Annotated in this window: 15 protein-coding genes; 3 read left to right on the forward strand and 12 right to left on the reverse strand. The window is 67.0% G+C overall.

The genetic code is table 11. The features are described 5' to 3' along the window. Positions 1 to 308: 308 nt before the first annotated feature. The 5 genes from cobT to ACOHX0_RS17470 form a co-directional block, all read right to left on the reverse strand. Positions 309 to 2186 (reverse strand): cobaltochelatase subunit CobT, encoded by a 1878-nt coding sequence (gene cobT / locus ACOHX0_RS17450; protein ID WP_420678424.1) that lies wholly within the window; start codon positions 2184 to 2186, stop codon positions 309 to 311. Beyond that, entirely contained in the window at positions 2183 to 2884 is a 702-nt protein-coding gene (locus ACOHX0_RS17455; protein ID WP_420678425.1) for an aspartate/glutamate racemase family protein, read from the reverse strand. The genes cobT and ACOHX0_RS17455 overlap by 4 nt, the downstream gene beginning before the upstream one ends. Before the next feature lie 17 nt (positions 2885 to 2901). Beyond that, complete coding sequence (cobS, locus tag ACOHX0_RS17460) at positions 2902 to 3888, reverse strand: cobaltochelatase subunit CobS (RefSeq protein WP_420678426.1); 987 nt, start codon at positions 3886 to 3888, stop codon at positions 2902 to 2904. A gap of 696 nt (positions 3889 to 4584) precedes the next feature. Next, on the reverse strand, positions 4585 to 4992 hold the full coding sequence (locus ACOHX0_RS17465; RefSeq protein WP_420678427.1) for a BLUF domain-containing protein: 408 nt from the start codon (positions 4990 to 4992) through the stop codon (positions 4585 to 4587). Between the two features lie 534 nt (positions 4993 to 5526). Next, a complete protein-coding gene (locus tag ACOHX0_RS17470) occupies positions 5527 to 6150 on the reverse strand; it encodes a DnaJ domain-containing protein (protein WP_420678429.1) in 624 nt (207 codons plus the stop codon). A 107-nt stretch (positions 6151 to 6257) separates the two neighbouring features. On the opposite strand from ACOHX0_RS17470, the gene ACOHX0_RS17475 reads away from it, so the two are divergent. Continuing rightward, positions 6258 to 6512, forward strand: coding sequence for a BolA family protein (locus ACOHX0_RS17475; protein ID WP_420678430.1), 255 nt, complete (start codon positions 6258 to 6260; stop codon positions 6510 to 6512). Between the two features lie 46 nt (positions 6513 to 6558). On the opposite strand, the gene ACOHX0_RS17480 is transcribed toward ACOHX0_RS17475, so the two are convergent. The 4 genes from ACOHX0_RS17480 to ACOHX0_RS17495 form a co-directional block, all read right to left on the reverse strand. Further along, positions 6559 to 7098, reverse strand: a complete 540-nt coding sequence (locus tag ACOHX0_RS17480; protein WP_420678431.1) for a DUF4177 domain-containing protein — start codon at positions 7096 to 7098, stop codon at positions 6559 to 6561. 170 nt (positions 7099 to 7268) lie between these two features. Then, a complete protein-coding gene (pepT, locus tag ACOHX0_RS17485) occupies positions 7269 to 8510 on the reverse strand; it encodes a peptidase T (RefSeq protein ID WP_420678432.1) in 1242 nt (413 codons plus the stop codon). Between the two features lie 374 nt (positions 8511 to 8884). Beyond that, positions 8885 to 10396: an Asp-tRNA(Asn)/Glu-tRNA(Gln) amidotransferase subunit GatB gene (gene gatB / locus ACOHX0_RS17490; protein WP_420678433.1), complete on the reverse strand. Its 1512-nt coding sequence runs from the start codon at positions 10394 to 10396 to the stop codon at positions 8885 to 8887. A 192-nt stretch (positions 10397 to 10588) separates the two neighbouring features. Then, positions 10589 to 11323 (reverse strand): hypothetical protein, encoded by a 735-nt coding sequence (locus tag ACOHX0_RS17495; protein ID WP_420678434.1) that lies wholly within the window; start codon positions 11321 to 11323, stop codon positions 10589 to 10591. A 105-nt stretch (positions 11324 to 11428) separates the two neighbouring features. Between ACOHX0_RS17495 and ACOHX0_RS17500 the strand changes: the two genes are divergently transcribed. Together ACOHX0_RS17500 and ACOHX0_RS17505 are read left to right on the forward strand one after the other, a co-directional pair. Further along, positions 11429 to 11761: a winged helix-turn-helix transcriptional regulator gene (locus ACOHX0_RS17500; RefSeq protein ID WP_420678435.1), complete on the forward strand. Its 333-nt coding sequence runs from the start codon at positions 11429 to 11431 to the stop codon at positions 11759 to 11761. Positions 11762 to 11860: 99 nt separating this feature from the next. Beyond that, positions 11861 to 14236 carry a Tex family protein gene (locus ACOHX0_RS17505; RefSeq protein WP_420678436.1) on the forward strand — a complete coding sequence of 792 codons (2376 nt, stop codon included), beginning with the start codon at positions 11861 to 11863 and terminating at the stop codon, positions 14234 to 14236. A 263-nt stretch (positions 14237 to 14499) separates the two neighbouring features. Here ACOHX0_RS17505 and ACOHX0_RS17510 read toward each other — a convergent pair whose 3' ends face one another. The 3 genes from ACOHX0_RS17510 to pepN form a co-directional block, all read right to left on the reverse strand. Further along, on the reverse strand, positions 14500 to 15861 hold the full coding sequence (locus ACOHX0_RS17510; protein ID WP_420678437.1) for a flagellar biosynthesis protein FlhF: 1362 nt from the start codon (positions 15859 to 15861) through the stop codon (positions 14500 to 14502). A gap of 131 nt (positions 15862 to 15992) precedes the next feature. After that, positions 15993 to 16451 (reverse strand): hypothetical protein, encoded by a 459-nt coding sequence (locus ACOHX0_RS17515; protein WP_420678438.1) that lies wholly within the window; start codon positions 16449 to 16451, stop codon positions 15993 to 15995. Continuing rightward, positions 16444 to 19011: an aminopeptidase N gene (gene pepN, locus ACOHX0_RS17520; protein ID WP_420678439.1), complete on the reverse strand. Its 2568-nt coding sequence runs from the start codon at positions 19009 to 19011 to the stop codon at positions 16444 to 16446. Before pepN ends, ACOHX0_RS17515 begins: the two co-directional genes overlap by 8 nt. Positions 19012 to 19123: the final 112 nt, after the last annotated feature.

A 19123-nucleotide genomic window follows, 5' to 3' on the forward strand; every position in this document is an offset into this window, starting at 1 on the left:
AGCGCGCCGGCCCGGAAAGCGCTGCGCGCGGGCGCGGCAGGCTGCTGACCTGTTGTTCCAAACTCCCGGGCAGGAGGCAAGCCTGCTGCGGCAGAGGCCGCGCGGGCGGGCTGGCGGGGAGCGGTCATGCGGGCAGGCAAACAGGGCACCCCTGCGGGCGCGGCCTCCGGCGGGGGTATTTGCGGTCAGAAAGGGGCTGCGGCCGGGGGGATTGGCCGCGCGCGCCGCTTTGCAGGCAAAAGCCCCCGCCGGAGGCTGGGCGGGGGCTTTTGCTTTTGGGTGTTCGGTTCGCGGCCGGGCGCGGCGGCTCAGACTGCGCGTTCTATCCCCATCACCCTTGCGCGGGCGCGGGGGTCGCTGTCGAAGAGCGCGGCGAGCTGTTCGGTCATCGCGCCCGCCAGCTGTTCCACATCGGTGATCGTCACCGCGCGGTCATAGTAGCGGGTGACGTCATGGCCGATGCCGATCGCCAGAAGCTCCACCTGCTTGCGTTTTTCAACCATGGCGATCACATCGCGCAGGTGTTTTTCCAGGTAGTTCGCGGGGTTCACCGACAGCGTCGAATCGTCCACCGGCGCGCCGTCCGAGATCACCATCAGGATCTTGCGCGCCTCGCGCCGCGCCGCCATGCGGCGGTGGGCCCATTCCAGCGCCTCGCCGTCGATGTTTTCCTTCAGCAGGCCTTCCTTCATCATCAGGCCCAGGTTGGCGCGGGTGCGGCGCATCGGGGCGTCGGCGCCCTTGTAGACGATGTGGCGCAGGTCGTTCAGGCGGCCGGGCTGCTGCGGCCGGCCCTCGTTCAGCCAGGCCTCCCGCGCGAGCCCGCCTTTCCAGGCACGGGTGGTGAAGCCGAGGATCTCCACCTTCACGTTGCAGCGCTCCAGCGTGCGGGCCAGCACGTCGGCGCAGATCGCCGCGATGGAAATCGGGCGGCCGCGCATCGAGCCGGAGTTGTCGAGCAGCAGCGTCACCACCGTGTCGCGGAATTCGGTGTCTTTTTCGACCTTGAAGCTCAAGGGCGTGGTGGGGTTGGCGACCACGCGGGCGAGGCGGCCGGCATCCAGGATGCCTTCCTCGCGGTCGAACTCCCAGGAGCGGTTCTGCTGTGCCTGCAGGCGGCGCTGCAGCTTGTTGGCCAGACGCGAAACCGCGCCTTTCAGCGGCTCCAGCTGCTGGTCGAGATAGGCGCGCAGGCGCTCCAGCTCGGCCGGTTCCGCCAGGTCCTCGGCGGCGACTTCCTCGTCGTGGGTGTCGAAGAACACCTTGTAATCCGGGTCGGCCTCGGAGGCGGGCGGCGGCGCAGGCGGCTCCAGCGGCGCCTCGCCGTCGGGCATCTCGGTTTCTTCGGCGAGATCGTCCTCGGCCATGTCGTCCATCGAGACCTGGGCCTGGCTTTCGTCCTGCTGCTGCTCCTGGCTCTGCTCGGGGCTGGCGTCGGCCTGTTCATCCTCGGACTCGTCCTGGCCGGTGCTGTCGGGATCGTCCTGCTCCTCGGCGCTGTCGTCGGACTGATCGTCCTGGTCGTCGCTGAGCTCGTCCGGGTCGTCGCCGAGCTGATCGCCGTAGCCGAGGTCGGAGATCACCTGGCGGGCGAATCTGGCAAATTCGGCTTGATCGGCGATCTTGTCCTGAAGGTCTTCCAGCGTGCCGCCGGCCTGGGCTTCGATAAAGCCGCGCCACAGCTCCATGATGTTGGCAGCCCCTTCCGGCAGCGGGCGGCCGGTGGCGAGATGGCGGATCAGGTAGCCGGCCGAGGCCGCAAGCGGCGCTTCGGAGGAGGTCTTCATCTGGTCGTAGCCGCGCCGGATCGCCTCGTTGCGGATCTTCACGTCGATGTTCGAGGCCGTGCCCGGCATGTGGCGCGCGCCCATCGCCTCGCAGCGGGCGGTCTCCATCGCCTCGTAGAGGTCGCGGGCCATTTCGCCCTGCGGGACATACTTTGCGTGGGTGGCGTCATCGTGGAACTTGTGCCGCAGCGCCAGCGCATCGGCGGTGCCGCGGGCCAGCAGCACCTCCTCGCGGGTCATTCGGCGGGAGACCTGCGGCAGCCGCATGGTATCGCCTGAGAGCCCCGAGGGGTCGACCGTGTAGCTGACCGAGAGTTCCGGGTCGTCGGCCATCACCTTGGTGGCTTCGGCGAGCGCCTTCTTGAACGGATCGGCGGGGTTGTCGTTCGGTTTTTTCATTGCTTCATCGCCGCTTCATCAAGGCTGAGGCGCCCGGTGGCGAGATCGGCGAGCACCGATACATGCACATCCAGCGCGTCAATTACGGTATAGCCCGGGGCCTGGTTGTCAAAGGCCAGGTTCAGGTCGGTTCCGGCCAGCACGATGGCCTCGGCGCCCAGATCCTGCACCATGCGGCGCCCGGCATCGAGGAAGAGCGCGCGCTGCTCCGGTGTGCAGTGCCCGGCCACGGCCACCTCCTGATAGGCCTGGCCCAGGGTCTCGATTTCGTCATCCAGCGCCACGGCCTCCGTCTGCGCCAGCTGGCCGTAGAGCCGGGTACGCATCACCACGCGGGTGCCGAGCAGGCCGATGCGCCTTACCCCTTGGGCGGCGAAATGCGCATCGAGCGGGTCGGCGCCGGAGATCACGGGCAGCGGCGACAGCGCATTCATCTCTTCCACGCAGTAGTGCGCCCCCAGCGAGGTGAGTGCCACGCAGTCGCAGCCCGCCCCCTTCAGCCGGTCGATCTGGCGCGCGAAGATGTCCGCCTGCGGCGCGCGCGCGTCTGCCAGGTTGTTGCGGATCAGGGTCTGGATGTCGCCGTGGCTGATGGTGAGATCCAGAGTGCCGCCGCGCCGCTCCACCGCCGCCGTCAGGCGCTGGTAGTAGGCGATAGTGGCCGCAACCCCGATCCCGCCGATCAAGCCGATGTGCATCCGCCCGGTCCCGCCGCTCAGCCCAGGCTCACGCTGGCGGCGCTCTCCGGCAGCTCCTCGTCGAAGCAGCGCTGGTAGAACTCGGCCACGGTCTGGCGCTCCAGCTCGTCGCATTTGTTGAGGAACGACAGGCGGAAGGCATAGCCGACGTCGCGGAAGATCTCGGCGTTCTGGGCCCAGTTGATCACTGTCCGGGGGCTCATCACGGTGGACAGGTCGCCGTTCATGAAGGCGGTGCGGGTCAGATCCGCAACCGAGACCATCTGGCTGATCGTCTTGCGGCCCTTCTCGGTGTTGTAATGCGGCGCCTTCGACAGGACGATGGCGCTTTCGGCATCATGGCTCAGGTAGTTCAGGGTTGAGACCAGCGACCAGCGGTCCATCTGCGCCTGGTTGATCTGCTGGGTGCCGTGATAGAGCCCGGTGGTATCGCCGAGGCCCACGGTGTTGGCGGTCGCAAACAGGCGGAAGTAAGGGTTCGGGGTGATGATCTCGTTCTGATCCAAGAGGGTCAGCTTGCCGTCATGCTCCAGCACCCGCTGGATCACGAACATCACGTCGGCGCGGCCCGCGTCGTATTCGTCGAACACGATGGCGACCGGGTTGCGCAGCGCCCAGGGCAGGATGCCCTCGTGGAATTCGGTCACCTGCTTGCCGTCGCGCAGCTTGATCGCGTCCTTGCCGATGAGGTCGATGCGGGAGATGTGGCTGTCGAGGTTCACCCGCACCGCAGGCCAGTTCAGACGGGCCGCGACCTGCTCGATATGGGTCGACTTGCCGGTGCCGTGGTAGCCTTGGATCATCACGCGGCGGTTGTGGCCGAACCCTGCGAGAATCGCCAGGGTGGTCTCGGGGTCGAATTTATAGGTCGGGTCCAGCGCCGGGACCCGCTCGGTGCCCTCGGCGAAGCCCTTGATCGTCATGTCGGTTTCGATACCGAAGACATCGCGGACCGAAATGGTTTCGGTCGGTTTCGCATTCATATCCACAAAGCCATCGGTCATCGCCGTCGATCCTTATCCTTCTGCCCTGCGTCCAGGGGCCAAATCTGCTGGATTGGTGCCTGATCTGGGGCGCAAGGGCAAGGGGAACCGTGCCATGGGTCCTGCTGACGCGGCGATTGGCGTATCCTGAACCGGCAGCGGGCGAAGGCGCGATGGTGCGGGACGGCAAAGCGGGGCGCCCCGGATTGCGCCGGGGCGCCCCTCACACCGGGCGGCAGTTGGATTTTGGGAATGCCGCCCGATGTGTGCGGCAGCAGCGGTCTCCGCTGCTACACCTCAAAATTAGCGGAAAACCCGAAGGAGCGCGCGGGCGCGAAGGTATGTCCGGGGGCTCTTGCGGCGCGCAGATTTTGCCGAATGTGACCAAACGGATAGCCCGCAGCGACTTTGGTTCGTGCTGCGGTCTGCTTTGGAGCTGCGGGGCGGGCCCGGACGCCTGCCAAAGCGGGGAAGCAGCGCTTCGGCGGCGCGCGCGGAAGGCGATCTGAACGGGCGTGGCTGGCGGTTTATCCTGGCCAAACCCGTGCGCCTTCTCGGCGGTGTGTCCAGCCTCAGTCTAATCGCCGCCGCGTGGAAGCGTGGCGGCGATGCGCGGCAGCCCGCGGCCTTGCTCCGCGCCGGGGGAGCAGAACGGCAAAGCGGGGCGCCCCGGCCTGCACCGGGACGCCCCTCACACCGGGTGGCAGATGGAAGCGATCAGGCTGCGGTCCGGGCGTGGGTGGCGACAAAGGCCTCGGCCGCCTCTGCCTGCTGCGTGTTGCTGCGGGCTTCTTCCAGGGCGGCAAAGCTCGTGCGGACGGCTGGGGCCAGGTATGCCGGGTTGGCGTAGACCATGTTCAGCCTGTCAAAGGCGCGCGTCTTGGCGGGGCGGCTGGAGATCACCCGGACCGAAGCAAAGCGGCCGGCGGCGTGCAACTGGTCCAGCATCTGGTTCAGCACGTCCTGCGGGCCTTCCAGCACCTGGTAGTAGGTGGCCCCGCCACCGGTCATCATGCCGGTCACGCCGCCGGCCTGGGCCCGGGGGCGGGCAGCGGCGATGAATTTGCCGATCTCCAGCGGGCGCAGGGGGGAGGCGGGCTGGATGGCGATAACGAAACGGTGCATGTGAACTCTCCTGACTGGTCTGATGCCCGGGGGCGGGCGCTGGCAGCGGACCCGGGCGGCGGACCCTTTTGCTGTCCGTCTTCGGGATAAGTTCAAATTAAGGGAAAATCCGGAACGATGCGCGGTCGCGGAAGTATGGGCGGGGCCTTGTGCGGCGCGCGGATGCCGCAGGCCGTGACCGGAAGGATAGCCCGGCACGCCTTGGGTTTGCGCGGCGGGCGGCTTTGGTGCCGGCGCGCGGGCTTGGATGCCTGCCAGAGACGAGAAGCTGCGCTTCGACGGTGCGCGCCGGCCATGCGCGGCGGCCGTGCGGCCTTGTCCCGCGCCGGGGAGATTGGGGCGCCGGAGCGTGCGCGGTATTTGCTGCGCCTGTGCCAGAAACACGCCGGTGAGCCGGTTGTCTGCGAAGGAAAGTCTGCCAGCGCGATTAACTGCGGCCCCCCATTTACCGATCTCCAGGAACGCAAAGGGGGCGGCCAACGCCGCCCCCACAAAAAAATCCGTGTTCCGACTTCGGCCCCTGCCCGCAGGGCCTTATTTGAAGCTGCGGCTGTCCTTCAGCTGGTCCCAGGCCCACATGACCTCCTGCAGCTGTTCTTCCTGGCTGCGGTCGCCGCCGTTCATGTCCGGGTGCAGCACCTTGATCAGCTTCTTGTAGGCCTTGCGGATGTCGGCCTTGGACCAGTCGTCCTTGGCTTCCAGAATCTCGACCGCGCGGCGTTCGGTCGGCGGCAGGCGGCGGCCGGTGGCGGCAGAGCGGCCGGGGTTGCGGGTGGCATTGGCGCCCAGTACCTGATGCGGGTCCTCGATGCCGAGCCGGGCCCAGGCGCGCGCTTCCGGGTCGCCCAGCGGGCGGGTGGTGCGCTCCCACACCTTGTCCTTGGACTGCTGCGCGTTCAGCTCCGCCTCGGTGGTGCCTTCGAAGAAATTCCACGAGTTGTTGTACTCGCGCACGTGCTCCTGGCAGAACCAGTAGAAGTCGTCCAGCACGTCCGGCGCCTTGGGGGCGCGGAACTTGCCGGGCTCGTTGCAGCCGTCCTTGTCGCAGACGCGGACGGAGGTCTCGGACGCGCCGGTGGCGGCCCGCCGCCCGCGCGGATTCTTCTTCTTCGCGGATCGGATGGACATATCGAAACCGAAGGGATCGGATTTGCTCATGGGGCGCACCTTCTAGACGCATCTATTCGACTCGGAGGCAGCAGTTTAGTCTAAGGGGCGGGAGATAGAAGGGGGGCGCCGGCACTTTTTATGAGGATGAGCGGAAAATGAACGTAAGCAGCGAAATCGAGGCGCGGCTGCAAATGGCCTTTGCGCCGGCCGAGCTGGAGGTGGAAAACGAAAGCCACAAACATGCAGGTCATGCCGGCGACGATGGCTCCGGGGAGAGCCATTTCCGGGTGCGCATCCGCGCCGCTGCCTTCGAGGGCATGAGCCGGGTGAAGCGGCACCGGGCGGTGCACAAGGCGCTGGGCGATATCGTCCCGCGCATCCACGCGCTCGCGCTCGACATCGGCGCCTGAGGAGCGGGAGGGCTGAAGGGGCACGCGCCGGGAACGGCCGGGCCGCTCAGTCCCTCTCGCCGGGTGTCTTGGCGGCGGCGTCCGCGCCGGGTTCTTCCGCCTGCGCGCCCGGCCGGGCCTCTGCCGCGCCGGACCCGGTGTCGAGCCTTGGTGCCGGGCGGACGTCCGGCTGCGCCTCGCCGCCTGCTGCGCCAAGCGGCCTGGCCGGCTCTGCCCTGCGCAGGGCCGGTGCTTCGCGGGTGTCCGGCGCTGCCGCCAGCGGCGGTGCGGCGGCTTCGCTGTGGCGGAAGGATACGGCCGGGGCCGCCGGTTCCCTGCGGCTGCCGCCCGGCGCGTCCCCGGGCCTCTCTGCAGCCACGGCGCGGCGGAACACCAGGAGATTGCGCCAATTGGTGGTGGAGCTTGCGAGCCCCGCGCGCTCTTCGCTCGGCAGAATCTCGGCGCGCTGGAACTCCCAGCCCTCAGCGGCCATCTCGTTCAGCAGGAGCTCGATCGAATTGGCAAAGCGCGCCTCAGGACCTTTCAGCCCTTTCGCCTTGGTGCCCTTGGCGGGGGCGGGGACGACCTTGTACTCAAAAGCTTGCATGAGCCTCTCCTGTCTGGGCCTGCAGGTTTAGCGGAATGGGGGTAAGGGTCAAGGGACGCGGCGATTTGGCCGCGCCCGCCGGGGCGCTGGTTTCAGCGAGGGAAACGGCCCGGAAAAATGCGATTCTTCCGGGCCGGAATTTTTGCAGTATTCCGGCTCCCGCCGCGACCTCAGTCCTTTGCCGCCGCCGTCTGCACCAGCGTCAGGCACACCTCCGTGGCCTTGGCCATGTCCTGTACCGAAATCCATTCCAGCGGCCCGTGCACGTTCTGCATGCCGGTGAAGATGTTGGGCGTGGGCACGCCGAACTCGGTCAGCCGGGAGCCGTCGGTGCCGCCGCGGATCGGCGCGGAGACGGGCGCAATCCCCTGCGCTTTGCAAGCCGCCAGCGCCAGGTCGACCGGGGTCATGTCGTTCTCCAGCCAGTAGCGCATGTTGCGGTACTGCGGGTGGATCTCGCAGGTGATCTCCGCCCGCGGCTCGGACGCCTGCACCGCCGCGCAGACCTTGCGCAGGAGATCGCCCTTGGCGGCCAGCCCGTCGCGCTCGAAGTCGCGCAGGATCAGCTTGATCTCCATTTCCGAGGAGCCGCCGTTCATGTCGGTGACATGCAGGAAGCCTTCGCGCCCCTCGGTGGTCTCCGGCGTCATGGTGGCCTGCGGCAGGGTCTGGACGATCTTCGCCGCCAGATGCGCGGCGTTCACCATCTTTTCCTTGGCCCAGCCGGGGTGGATCGAGACGCCCTTCACCGTCACCACCGCGCGGTCGGCGGAGAAGCTCTCGTAGACGATCTCGCCCGCCTCGCCGCCGTCGAGCGTATAGGCGAAGTCCACGCCAAGGTCCTTGGGCAGCTGTTCGGTGACGCCGCGGCCGATCTCCTCGTCCGGGGTGAAGGCGAGGCGGATTTTCGGGTGTTTGATCTCCGGGTTCGCCAGCAGGTGCCGCGCCAGCGTCATCACGATGGCAACGCCTGCCTTGTCGTCCGCGCCCAGCAGCGTGAGGCCGGAGGCGGTGATCAGGTCGTCGCCTTTCTTGGAGGCAAGGTACGGGGATTTCCGAGGTGACAGCACGAGAGCCGGGTTGTCAGGGTAGGTGATATCGCCGCCATCGTAATTTTTTATCACCCGCGGTTTGACGCCGGTTGCATTGAACTGGGGCGCGGTGTCGACATGGGCGAGGAAGCCGACGGCCGGCCCCGGCGCAGTGCCGGGGATGGTCGCCAGGACCACGCCGTAATCGGTGAGTTGCACGTCCCGCGCGCCGATCTCCCGCAATTCTGCTTCCAAGAGGCGCAGCATGTCGAACTGGATCTTGGTGCTGGGAGTGGTGGACGAGGTTTCGTCGCTCTGGCTGTCGATGGCGGCGTAGCGGACCAGCCGGTCCTCGAGTTCCTGATCGAATGTGCGGTCCATGAAACCTCCCTGGGATTTTGACCGGAGCAAAGCGGCTGGCGCGGGGAAGGTCAAGGCGGGGGAGGAGGAAGCGCCTCTCTGTCCTGCTTCCGGTATTGACCCAACCGGCGCGGGACAAGGCCGCCGCGCATCGCCGGCGCGCCCCCACGCGGTGGCGATTTGGCAGCGGCTGGACGGTCCCTCGAGAGGATGTACGGACTTTGCCGGGATAAACTGCCAGCCATACCGGTTCGCATCGCCACCGCGCGCGCCGCCGATGCGCGGCTGGTCGCTTCGGGGCACGCATTCGGCGGGTTGGACGGCCAATGCGATATGCGTACACACCTAAAAAAGGGCGCCTCCGGGGCGCCCTTCTGCAATCAATTCCGCCGCGGTCAGCCGCCCAGTTTCTTTGCCACCAGCTCGTTCACCGCCTTGGGGTTGGCCTTGCCGCCGGTGGCTTTCATCACCTGGCCGACAAACCAGCCTGCCAGCTTCGGGTTCACCTTGGCCTTTTCCACCTGCGCCGGGTTGGCGGCGATGATCTCGTCCAGGGCGGTCTCGATGGCGCCAGTATCCGTCACCTGCTTCATGCCGCGCTCTTCAACGATCTGCGCCGGGTCGCCGCCTTCGGTGTAGACGATCTCAAAGAGGTCCTTGGCGATCTTGCCGGAAATCGCGTCCGAGGCGATCAGGTCGATGATGCCGCCAAGCTGTGCCGGGGAGACCGGCGACTCGGTGATCGCATGGTCTTCCTTCTTCAGGCGGCCGAACAGCTCGTTGATGACCCAGTTCGCGGCCAGCTTGCCGTTGCGGCCCGATGCCACGGCTTCGAAATAGGCCGCCGATTCCACATCCGCCGTCAGCACTGAGGCGTCATAGTCGCTGAGGCCGAAGTCGTTGATGAAGCGTGCCTTCTTCTCGTCCGGCAGCTCCGGGAGGCTGGCCTTGATGCCGTCGACCCAGTCCTGCTCGATCTCCAGCGGCAGCAGATCGGGGTCGGGGAAGTAGCGGTAGTCATGCGCCTCTTCCTTGGAGCGCATGGAGCGGGTTTCGCCCTTGTCCGGGTCATACAGCCGGGTTTCCTGGTCGATCTTTCCGCCAGCCTCGATGATCGCAATCTGGCGGCGCGCCTCGACCTCAATGGCCTGCTGGATGAAGCGCATCGAGTTCATGTTCTTGATCTCGCAGCGGGTGCCCAAGTGCGAGAAGTCCTGGGTTTCCTGGTACTTCTCGTACTGGCCCGGCAGACAGACCGAGACGTTCACGTCGGCGCGCAGGTTGCCGTTCTGCATGTTGCCGTCGCAGGTGCCGAGATACTGCATGATCTGGCGCAGCTTGGCGATGTACGCCGCGGCTTCCTCCGGCCCGCGGATGTCGGGGCGGGAGACGATCTCCATCAGGCAGACACCGGTGCGGTTCAGGTCGACGAAGGACATGTTCGGGTCCATGTCGTGGATCGACTTGCCCGCGTCCTGCTCCATGTGGATGCGCTCGACCCGCACGTTGCGCGCGGTGCCGTCGCCCAGCTCCACCAGCACTTCGCCTTCGCCCACAATGGGATGATAAAGCTGGGAAATCTGGTAACCCTGCGGCAGATCCGGGTAGAAGTAGTTCTTGCGGTCGAAGGCCGACCACAGGTTGATCTCCGCCTTCAGCCCCAGCCCGGTGCGCACGGCTTGCTCGACGCAGAACTCGTTGATCACCGGCAGCATGCCGGGCATCGCCGCATCGACGAAGGCCACGTTGGAGTTCGGCTCGGCGCCGAATTTGGTGGAGGCGCCTGAGAACAGCTTGGATTTGGAACTGACCTGGGCATGCACCTCCATGCCGATGACCAGTTCCCAGTCATGCTTGGCGCCCGCGATCACCTTGGGCTTGGGGAGTTCATATGTCAGGTCGAGCATGGTGTTCCGCCGTATCCGAATGTCTCTGTTTGGCAAGCGTTCTAGGCCAGCGCGGCAGGGGTAGCAAGAGCCGCAAGGCTGCGGAGGAGCGGTGCGCGGACCAATACGGGCCGGGTTGACTGACGGTTGCGGCAAAGACCCGAGGCGGCCGGCTCGGAGCGGCAATGCCAAAGGACTGCCGCTCTAATGTGTTCACGCGGCAGCAAGCCTGCGGCTGCTGCGGCGCAGGGCGCCGAGGGAGAACAGCTGGAAGGCAATGAACACCGGCACGAAATATTCTGGGAACAGGGCCAGCGGGTAGGCGTTGATGATGTTGGGATTATCGAAGGCCATGAACTGCAAAGCGCCTGCGGAGGTGGCGATGCCCAGGCTGACGGCGAGGGTAAAGTCGAGCAGGCCGATGTAGCTGGCGCGGCGCACCAGATCCTCTGAATTCGCGTCGCCGCGATTGAGGGCGCGCAGGGCCTGGATCGCGGCAATACCGGCCAGAATGTCACCGATGCCGGCGGGCAGCGCGAATTGCCAGGGCAGGGCCCCCATCAGCCAGCCCAGAAGAAACACGCCCCCCATCAGCCGGAGGCTCTGAATGCTGATCAGCAGGGCGTGATCCAAACTGCCGAGAATTGCCCGGCCGGTGACCGTCAGCCGGCCCAGCCCCCAAAGCAGGATGGCCCCGCCGAACAGCGGCATCAGGGCGTATGGCGGGTCGGTTATCGCCAGCGGCGGCATCAGAACCCCGGCTTTGGCCAGCATAACCACCAGCGGGTGCCAGAGCCCCAGTACGGCTGCCGCCACGGCCACCCCCGCGGCCGATTGCCAGACCGGAAGACCGGACCTGAGGGCTCCGATGCTGATGATGCCAACCGCGAAGGCGGGCAGTATGACGGCGAAGGCCTGCACCCAGGCAGTTGCGATCGTTTCAAACATGTCCTTACTCCTGTGGATCCGAGGTCTCTGTAAGTTCCATTTTGGAAGTTACTATCAAATAAGTAGTGACTTCACATTTGCAAGTCCGGTAACTAGATTTCCTGCATGAGCCAGGAAATACGCCAGAACTGCCCGGTGCTGCGGGCTTCGACTGTGATGGGGGATCAGTGGACCCTGCTGATCCTGCGCGAGTTCTTTCTGGAGGGCGCGCGCAGGTTTCAGGACCTTCAGGACGTGCTGAAAGTGTCGCCCAACACGTTGTCAGGGCGGCTGCGCAAGCTGGAAGACAGCGGAGTGCTCGAACGGCGGGCCTATTCGCAGAACCCGCCGCGGTGGGAATACCATCTCACTGAGCGCGGGAGAGCGCTTGCCCCGGTCATGAATGCCATCCGCACCTGGGGAGAACTGCATGCTCCGGATTTTCCGGAAGGGTCCTGACGGCGCTGGCAGCCCGCCGCCGCAGGTGCATTGTCCTCTTGGCCCGGCGCAGGCGGGCAGCTAGAACTGGCAGGCCGAGCAGACCAACAGGAGGCCGCCTTGGACACTTCCGCCCGCATCAGTCAGACCATTGCCCAAGAAATCGGCGCCGCTGCCAAGCAGGTAAGCGCTGCCGTTGCGCTGCTGGACGAGGGCGCCACCGTGCCCTTCGTTGCGCGCTACCGCAAGGAGGCGACCGGGGGCTTGGACGACACCCAGCTGCGCACCCTGTCCGAGCGGCTCGACTATCTGCGCGAGATGGAAAAGCGCCGCGCCGCCATTCTTGACTCGATCAGGAGCCAGGACAAGCTGTCCGATGAGCTGGCAGCCTCCATTGCCAAGGCGGAAACCAAGGCGCAGCTGGAAGACATCTACCTGCCCTACAAGCCCAAGCGCCGCACCAAGGCGATGATCGCGAAGGAAAACGGGCTGGAGCCGCTGGCCGACGCCATCCTGGCCAACCGTGGCGCCGATCCGGAAAAACTTGCCGCGGGCTGCATCACCGAAGCCGTGCCCGCGGTGAAGGACGCGCTGAACGGTGCGCGGGACATCCTGACCGAGCGGCTGACCGAAAACGCAAACCTGCTCGGCCGCCTGCGGCAGTTCCTGCAGCAGGAAGCCGTGCTCACCGCCAAGGTGGTCGACGGCAAGGAGCAGGAGGGCGCCAAGTTCTCCGACTACTTCGAGCATTCCGAACGCTGGCGCGACGTGCCCTCGCACCGGGCGCTGGCGATGCTGCGCGGCTCGAACGAAGGCGTGCTGACGCTGGACGTGGGGCCGGAGCCCGAAGCGGGCGCCGCCAGGGCGGAGGCGATGGTGGCCGCGGAACTCGGCGCTTCCGGCAACGGGCCGGGCGATGCGTGGCTGCGCAAGGTGGCGGGCTGGGCCTGGCGGGTGAAACTGTCGCTTTCAATGATGCTGGAACTGATGGGCAGCCTGCGCGCCCGCGCGCAGGAGGATGCGATCCAGGTCTTTGCCCGCAACCTCAAGGACCTCTTGTTTGCGGCACCCGCCGGTGCGCGGCCCACATTGGGCCTTGACCCGGGCATCCGCACCGGCGTCAAGGCAGCCGTGGTGGATGCAACCGGCAAACTGGTTGCGACCGAAACACTGTACCCGTTCCAGCCCAAGAACGATCTGCGCGGGGCGCAGGCAGCCATCGTGAAACTGATCGCGGAACACGGCGTGGAGCTCGTTGCGATCGGCAACGGCACCGCCAGCCGCGAGACCGAACGCATGGTGGCGGAGGTGCTGAAACACCTGCCCGCCAAGGTAAAGGCGCCCACCAAGGTGGTGGTGAGCGAGGCTGGCGCCTCGGTCTACTCGGCTTCCGAACTGGCGGCGCGGGAGTTCCCGGACTTGGACGTCAGCTTGCGCGGCGCGGTTTCCATCGCCCGCCGGCTGCAGGACCCGCTGGCGGAACTGGTGAAGATCGAACCCAGAAGCATCGGCGTCGGCCAGTACCAGCACGATGTCGACCAGCACAAACTGTCGAAATCGCTGGAGGCGGTGATCGAGGATGTGGTGAACGCCGTCGGCGTCGATCTCAACATGGCCTCGGCGCCGCTTCTCGCGCATGTCTCGGGACTCGGCCCGGGGCTGGCCGAGGCGATCGTGGCACACCGGGATCAGAACGGCGCCTTTGCCTCCCGCCGGGACTTGCTGAAAGTGGCACGGCTGGGGCCGAAAGCGTTTGAGCAATGCGCGGGCTTCCTGCGCATCCAGGACGGCAAGGAACCGCTGGATGCCTCGGCTGTGCACCCGGAATCCTATGCCGTGGCGCGCCGCATCGTTTCCGCCTGCGGCCGCGATATCCGTCAGATCATGGGCAATGAGGGCGCGCTGAAATCCCTGCGGGCCGAGGATTTCGTCTCGGCCGGGGCCGGCCTGCCCACGGTGCGCGATATCCTGGCGGAACTGGAAAAACCGGGCCGCGACCCGCGGCCCTCCTTCGTCACCGCAAGCTTCACCGACGGGGTGGAGGCGATCACCGACCTCAAACCCGGAATGGTGCTCGAAGGCACGGTGACCAATGTCGCGGCCTTCGGGGCCTTTGTCGACATTGGCGTGCACCAGGACGGGCTGGTGCATGTCAGCCAGCTGGCCGACCGCTTCGTGAAGGACCCGCATGAGGTGGTGAAGACCGGCCAGGTTGTGAAGGTCACGGTGACCGAGGTCGATGTGCCGCGCAAGCGCATCGGGCTTACCATGCGCAAGGACGGCGGCGCCTCGGCCCGCGAGGAACGCGCCACCCGCCAAGGCGGCCGGGACAACGGCAAGCCCAAAACGGGCGGACGCAGCGGCAACGCCCCGCGCAACGGCCGGAACAGCGGCCCAGACAAGGGCCAGGGCAAGGGCCAACACAAAGGCCAAAACCGAGAGCAGCAAACCGGCGCGCTGGGCGCGGCCCTGATGGACGCTTTCAAGAAAAAATGACCGCGCGCGCGGGCAAGGGGGGCGACGAGCCCCCACTCTGCCTGAGACGCCTGCGACCGCCTTTTCCTCTTGCCCCAAATATCCCGGGGGAGGCCCGCGAGGGCCGGGGGCAGCGCCTCTCCTGCGCTCCAACGGCCTCAGATGCCCGCGCTTCTTCGGCGGCCGGCCCCTGGCTATCCAGCCCCGCCATCTGCCGCTTCTTCTGGCCCCAAATATCCCGGGGGAGGCCCGCGAGGGCCGGGGGCAGAGCCCCCTCCTGCGCGTCAGCCCGCCGCGCCCGCCCGATCGCGGGGAGCGGACACTCCCGGCTCTGCGTCCGCGGAGCCGTCCCGGAACAGATCCGCCAGGGCCGCGCGCGCGATGGCCTCGCCGCGGCTGGCAAAGCGCGGCAGCGCGCCGACCCGGGCGCTGTTGCCGAAGCCCTCGGCAGCAAGGGCCCAGACCATGGGGTGCAGTTCGGTCAGGCGGCCGTGCACAAGCCAATGCGCCGCACCGCAGATGCGCAGACGCTGGGCGGTGCCTGCTTTCCCGGCCCCGGCGGGCAGGGCGACGGTGCAATAGGCCGCAAGCAGGTTCACCATGTCCTGCGAGGCATCGGTTCGCAGGATGTCGCGCAAGCCCTCCAGGAACAGCTCCGCATCCACATGGGCACAGGCCTCGGGGTCGAGTGCGAGAGCGTCGAAATAAGCCCAGGCGTAGCCGCCCGCGCCCCAGGCGCCGTCAGTCGCGGCAGCGGTACGGCGGGCGGCCTGTTCCAGCATCGCATAAGAGCCGCCGCCGCCCGGCAGCAGCTGCGCCCCCAAAGCCCGCATCGCACGCGGGTTGCGCGGATCAAGCGCGATCAGCCGGCCATAGCTTTCTTCCGCCCGCCCGGCCGTGGCCGGATCGGCCGGGCGTCCGGCCAGCAGGGCGCAGTGTGCGGCTTGCAGAAACGGGCTGCCGAGCGAGAGCGCGCTGTCCGCAAAGGGCGCCAGGAGCTGCTCCGCCCGGGCAAAATGCGCCGCAGAGCTGCGCTTTCCGGCCGCGCAGCTGCTGCGCCAGGCCCAGGCGATGTCGATATGGGCCAACGCCACCAGCGCGGTCAGGTAGGGGTCGCGGCAATGGCCTGCGCGCAGGGCTTCGAACTCCATCACGCCGCGGATAAGCCCGCGGCCCGCAAAGGCGGCATCGACGCTCAGCGCGTCTTCGGCGGCGCCCACGACATCGGCGCGGGCGCCATAAGCGATGAGATCAGCCAGCGGCAAGGCGCCGCGGGCGGCCTCGCGGGCTGTATCGGCGGCGCGGATCAGGCCGGAGAGGTCCTCCCAGCGCTCCTGGCGGGCCAGAAACTGGCCGCGGTCCTGGGCCTGGTCGGCGGCGGGGTCTGCGGGCTCGGCACACGGCGGGATCGGAACGGGCGCGTCAGTCCCCGCCGGCAGTGCGGTTACAGGCGCTGGGCGGGCAACGGTGCGGACAGGCGCCGGGTCCGGGCCCGGCACGGCCTGAGGTGTCACGGCGGCTGCGGCTGCGGCGGCAGGGGCGGCGGGTCTGCCCTGGCCGGGCAGGAACTGGGATACGAGGGACATCAGGTCCCGCGCCCGGGGAGAGGTTTTCAGCATGCGCGCATCCGGTCGTGTGGCGGTCATATTGGATGCTCTCAGGCTGGCGGTGCAATGGGGCGCAAAGATGGCGGCAGTGGGGAAGTTGCGGCCCCAATCCCGATAATCGCCCCTTTCGGGCACTGGCAGGCGGGAAACCGCCAAGCTGCTGCGGTATCTCAGAAAATCATGAAGTGGTGGCGCTCGGTCGTTAGCCCGCGCCGGGTCAGCTCGCGCTCCAACTCTGCGTTGGGCGGCGTCGCTTCCTGCGGCAGCCGCAGGCGCTTGCCGCCATGCAGGAGCAGCGTCGTGCGGACAGAGAGATCCAGGCGCGTGTCAAACCGCACCCGCTCGATTTCCGCCAGCGGCACGCTGTCCCTGAGGCTGCCGGAATACCAGGCGATCCGCTCTTCGGTGAGGGTCATCCCGGCGGAGGGGTTGCGCAGCAGGTCCAGCACCGCAGGGATGACCGGCAGGGCCAGCAGCGCCACCAGCCAGCCCGCGGCGCCAAGCCCGAACCACAAGCCCGCAAGCCCCGCAAGCCAGGCTGCCGCCGCCAGCAGGGCCCCGGTGGAGCGGCCCTGCCGGGTGAAGCGGTAGCCGTCCCCGTCCGGCGCGGCGGGGGAGGGATCAGGCATCGAGGATACGGCTGACCATTTCGGTAGTGTCGCGGCTCAGCGCTTCGGTGCCAGCGATACGGCTCAGCTGGGCGCGGATCAGCGACTGGCGGGCGGCATCGTAGCGTTTCCAGGTCTGGAAGGCCGCGCACATGCGGGCGGTAGTCTGCGGATTGAGCTTGTCCAGCGCGATAAGGTTTTCCGCAAGCAGCCGGTAGCCGTCGCCGCTGGCATGGTGGAAGCCTGCGTGATTGCCCGCCAGCGCGCCAAGGACGGCGCGGAAGCGGTTCGGGTTCTTGATGTCGAACAGCGCGTGCCCGGTCAGCGTCCTGGCCGTGGCCGCGGCCTTCTCCGGGGCGGCGCAGGCGATCTGCAGGGCAAACCACTTGTCCATCACCAGCCGGTCGTCCTGCCATTGGTCAAAGAAGGCCTGCGATTGCTCCGTGCCTTTCTCTGCCTTCATCAGGCAGGAGAGCGCGGCATATTGCTGGGTCATGTTGTCCGCGGCCTCATACTGGCGCGCGGCCTCGGCGCCGCCGTCAAGCCGGGTCAGGAGCGACAGCACGCGGCCGTTCAGCGCGCGTTTGCCCGCGCCCTCGGCGTCCGGCTCGTAAGGCCCGTCAACCGTGGTCGCCGCATAGAGCCGGGGCAGGCTAGTCTCCAGCTGCTGCGCCAGCGTCTGGGTGAAGGTCTCCGCCGCATCGTAGATCTTCTGCGGATCGGGGGTGAAGCCGCGCTCTGCCAGGGTCTGGGCAATGTCGGACTGGCTGGGCGGGGTCAGCACCAGAGCCCGGAAGGCCGGGTCCAGCGCGTCGTCGCGCACGAGCTTGGCGAGCGCGTCCAGATAGTCCGCATCCGGCGCCGCGCCGTCAAGCACCATTGCCACGCGGGTTTCCTTGGCCAGCGCGTTGCCCGCCTCCCAGCGGTTGAAAGGGTCGGTGTCATGGGCCAGCAGGAAGGCGCGCTCCGCGTTGGAGGTCTCGCGCTCCAGGATCACCGGGGCGGAGAATTCACGCAGGATGGAAGGAACCGGTTTGGCGGCGAGGCCGTCGAAGGCGAAGCTCTGCTTGGCCTCGGTCAGCTCCAGCACCTCGGTGCCGCGCACCTCGCCGCCGTTGGGCGACAGCAGCCCGACCGCCACAGGGATCACCCGCGGCGCCTTTTCCGGCTGCCCGGGCGTTGGCGGTGTCGATTGTTCGAAGGTGAGGGTGTAGGTGCCATCGGCATAGTCTTCGGTAACCTTCAGGCGCGGGGTGCCAGCCTGGCTGTACCACAGCTTGAATTGGCTGAGGTCGCGGCCGGTGGCGTCCTCGAAGACCTTCAGCCAGTCTTCGATCGTGCAGGCCTCACCGTCGTGGCGCTCGAAGTAGAGGTCCAGTGCCTTGGCATAGTTGCCGTCCCCCACCAGACGCTTCAGCATGCCGATCACCTCGGCGCCTTTTTCATAGACGGTGGCGGTGTAGAAGTTGTTGATTTCCTGGAACTGTTCGGGCCGCGGCGGATGGGCGAGGGGGCCGTTGTCCTCCGGGAATTGGCGGGCGCGCAGCGCAATCACGTCCTCGATCCGCTTCACCGGCTCCGAGCGCATGTCGGCAGTGAACTGCGCGTCGCGGAACACCGTCAGCCCCTCCTTCAGGCAGAGCTGGAACCAGTCGCGGCAGGTGATGCGGTTGCCGGTCCAGTTGTGGAAATACTCATGCGCGATAATCGCCTCGATCCGTTCGAAGTTGCCATCGGTGGAGGTCTCGGGCGAGGCCAGCACGCAGGAGGAGTTGAAGATGTTCAGCCCCTTGTTCTCCATCGCGCCCATGTTGAAATCATCCACCGCGACGATGTTGAAGATGTCGAGGTCGTATTCGCGGCCATAGACATCCTCGTCCCATTTCATCGACTTCTTCAGCGCCTCCATGCCGAACGCGCATTTGCCCTCGTCCGGGCCGGGGCGGACCCAGATGTTCAGCTCCACCTCCTTGCCCGACCTGGTTGTGAACTGGCCGGGGTAGTTGACCAGATCACCCGCGACCAGGGCAAACAGATAGGCCGGCTTCGGCCACGGGTCGTGCCATTCGGCCCAGCCTTCACCCCGGCCCGTGGGGTTGCCATTGGACAGAAGCACAGGTTCATCGCCTTCGATCCGCACGGTGAAGGTGGACATCACATCGGGGCGGTCGGGGTAATAGGTGATCTTGCGGAAGCCCTCGGCCTCGCATTGGGTGCAATACATGCGGTTGGACATGTAAAGCCCCTCCAGCGCGGTATTGCCGGCCGGGTTGATCTCCACCTCGGCTTCCCAGGTGAAGGGGGTGCCGGGCACATCGCACTTGAGCCCGCCCGCCACCAGCTCCGGCGTTACCGCCTGGCCGTCGATCTTTGCCCAGATCAGCTTCAGCTCTTCGCCGTGCAGGAAGAAGGTCTTGTCCGTGGCGTCCGGCTTGGGGGAGAAGCGGATCTTGCTCATAACCCGGGTGGTCTCCGGCGTGAGGCGGAAGGTCAGGTGGACCTCCTCCACCTCAAAGCCGAACGGCGTGTAGTCCTTCAGGTAGAAGGTCTCGGGGGCGGTGGCGGGGGATGCGTCGTTCACGGCGGGGACCTCGTTTTCAGGGAACCGGAGCGGTGTCCGGCACGTAGTTATTCATAGTGGTAGGGGCAGGGCGGCAAGCCGCTCCTTGCCAGGAAATGTTTGGAAGGGAGTT

This window comes from Cribrihabitans pelagius, assembly GCF_048820915.1.
Taxonomy (GTDB): Bacteria; Pseudomonadota; Alphaproteobacteria; order Rhodobacterales; family Rhodobacteraceae; genus Cribrihabitans_A; species Cribrihabitans_A pelagius.

Excerpts from the sequence above, each read along its gene's own strand:
- cobT (WP_420678424.1), bottom strand. The coding sequence starts at position 2,186 with ATGAAAAAACCGAACGACAACCCCGCCGATCCGTTCAAGAAGGCGCTC.
- ACOHX0_RS17455 (WP_420678425.1), bottom strand. The coding sequence starts at position 2,884 with ATGCACATCGGCTTGATCGGCGGGATCGGGGTTGCGGCCACTATCGCC.
- cobS (WP_420678426.1), bottom strand. The coding sequence starts at position 3,888 with ATGACCGATGGCTTTGTGGATATGAATGCGAAACCGACCGAAACCATT.
- ACOHX0_RS17465 (WP_420678427.1), bottom strand. The coding sequence starts at position 4,992 with ATGCACCGTTTCGTTATCGCCATCCAGCCCGCCTCCCCCCTGCGCCCG.
- ACOHX0_RS17470 (WP_420678429.1), bottom strand. The coding sequence starts at position 6,150 with ATGAGCAAATCCGATCCCTTCGGTTTCGATATGTCCATCCGATCCGCG.
- ACOHX0_RS17475 (WP_420678430.1), top strand. The coding sequence starts at position 6,258 with ATGAACGTAAGCAGCGAAATCGAGGCGCGGCTGCAAATGGCCTTTGCG.
- ACOHX0_RS17480 (WP_420678431.1), bottom strand. The coding sequence starts at position 7,098 with ATGCAAGCTTTTGAGTACAAGGTCGTCCCCGCCCCCGCCAAGGGCACC.
- pepT (WP_420678432.1), bottom strand. The coding sequence starts at position 8,510 with ATGGACCGCACATTCGATCAGGAACTCGAGGACCGGCTGGTCCGCTAC.
- gatB (WP_420678433.1), bottom strand. The coding sequence starts at position 10,396 with ATGCTCGACCTGACATATGAACTCCCCAAGCCCAAGGTGATCGCGGGC.
- ACOHX0_RS17495 (WP_420678434.1), bottom strand. The coding sequence starts at position 11,323 with ATGTTTGAAACGATCGCAACTGCCTGGGTGCAGGCCTTCGCCGTCATA.
- ACOHX0_RS17500 (WP_420678435.1), top strand. The coding sequence starts at position 11,429 with ATGAGCCAGGAAATACGCCAGAACTGCCCGGTGCTGCGGGCTTCGACT.
- ACOHX0_RS17510 (WP_420678437.1), bottom strand. The coding sequence starts at position 15,861 with ATGACCGCCACACGACCGGATGCGCGCATGCTGAAAACCTCTCCCCGG.
- ACOHX0_RS17515 (WP_420678438.1), bottom strand. The coding sequence starts at position 16,451 with ATGCCTGATCCCTCCCCCGCCGCGCCGGACGGGGACGGCTACCGCTTC.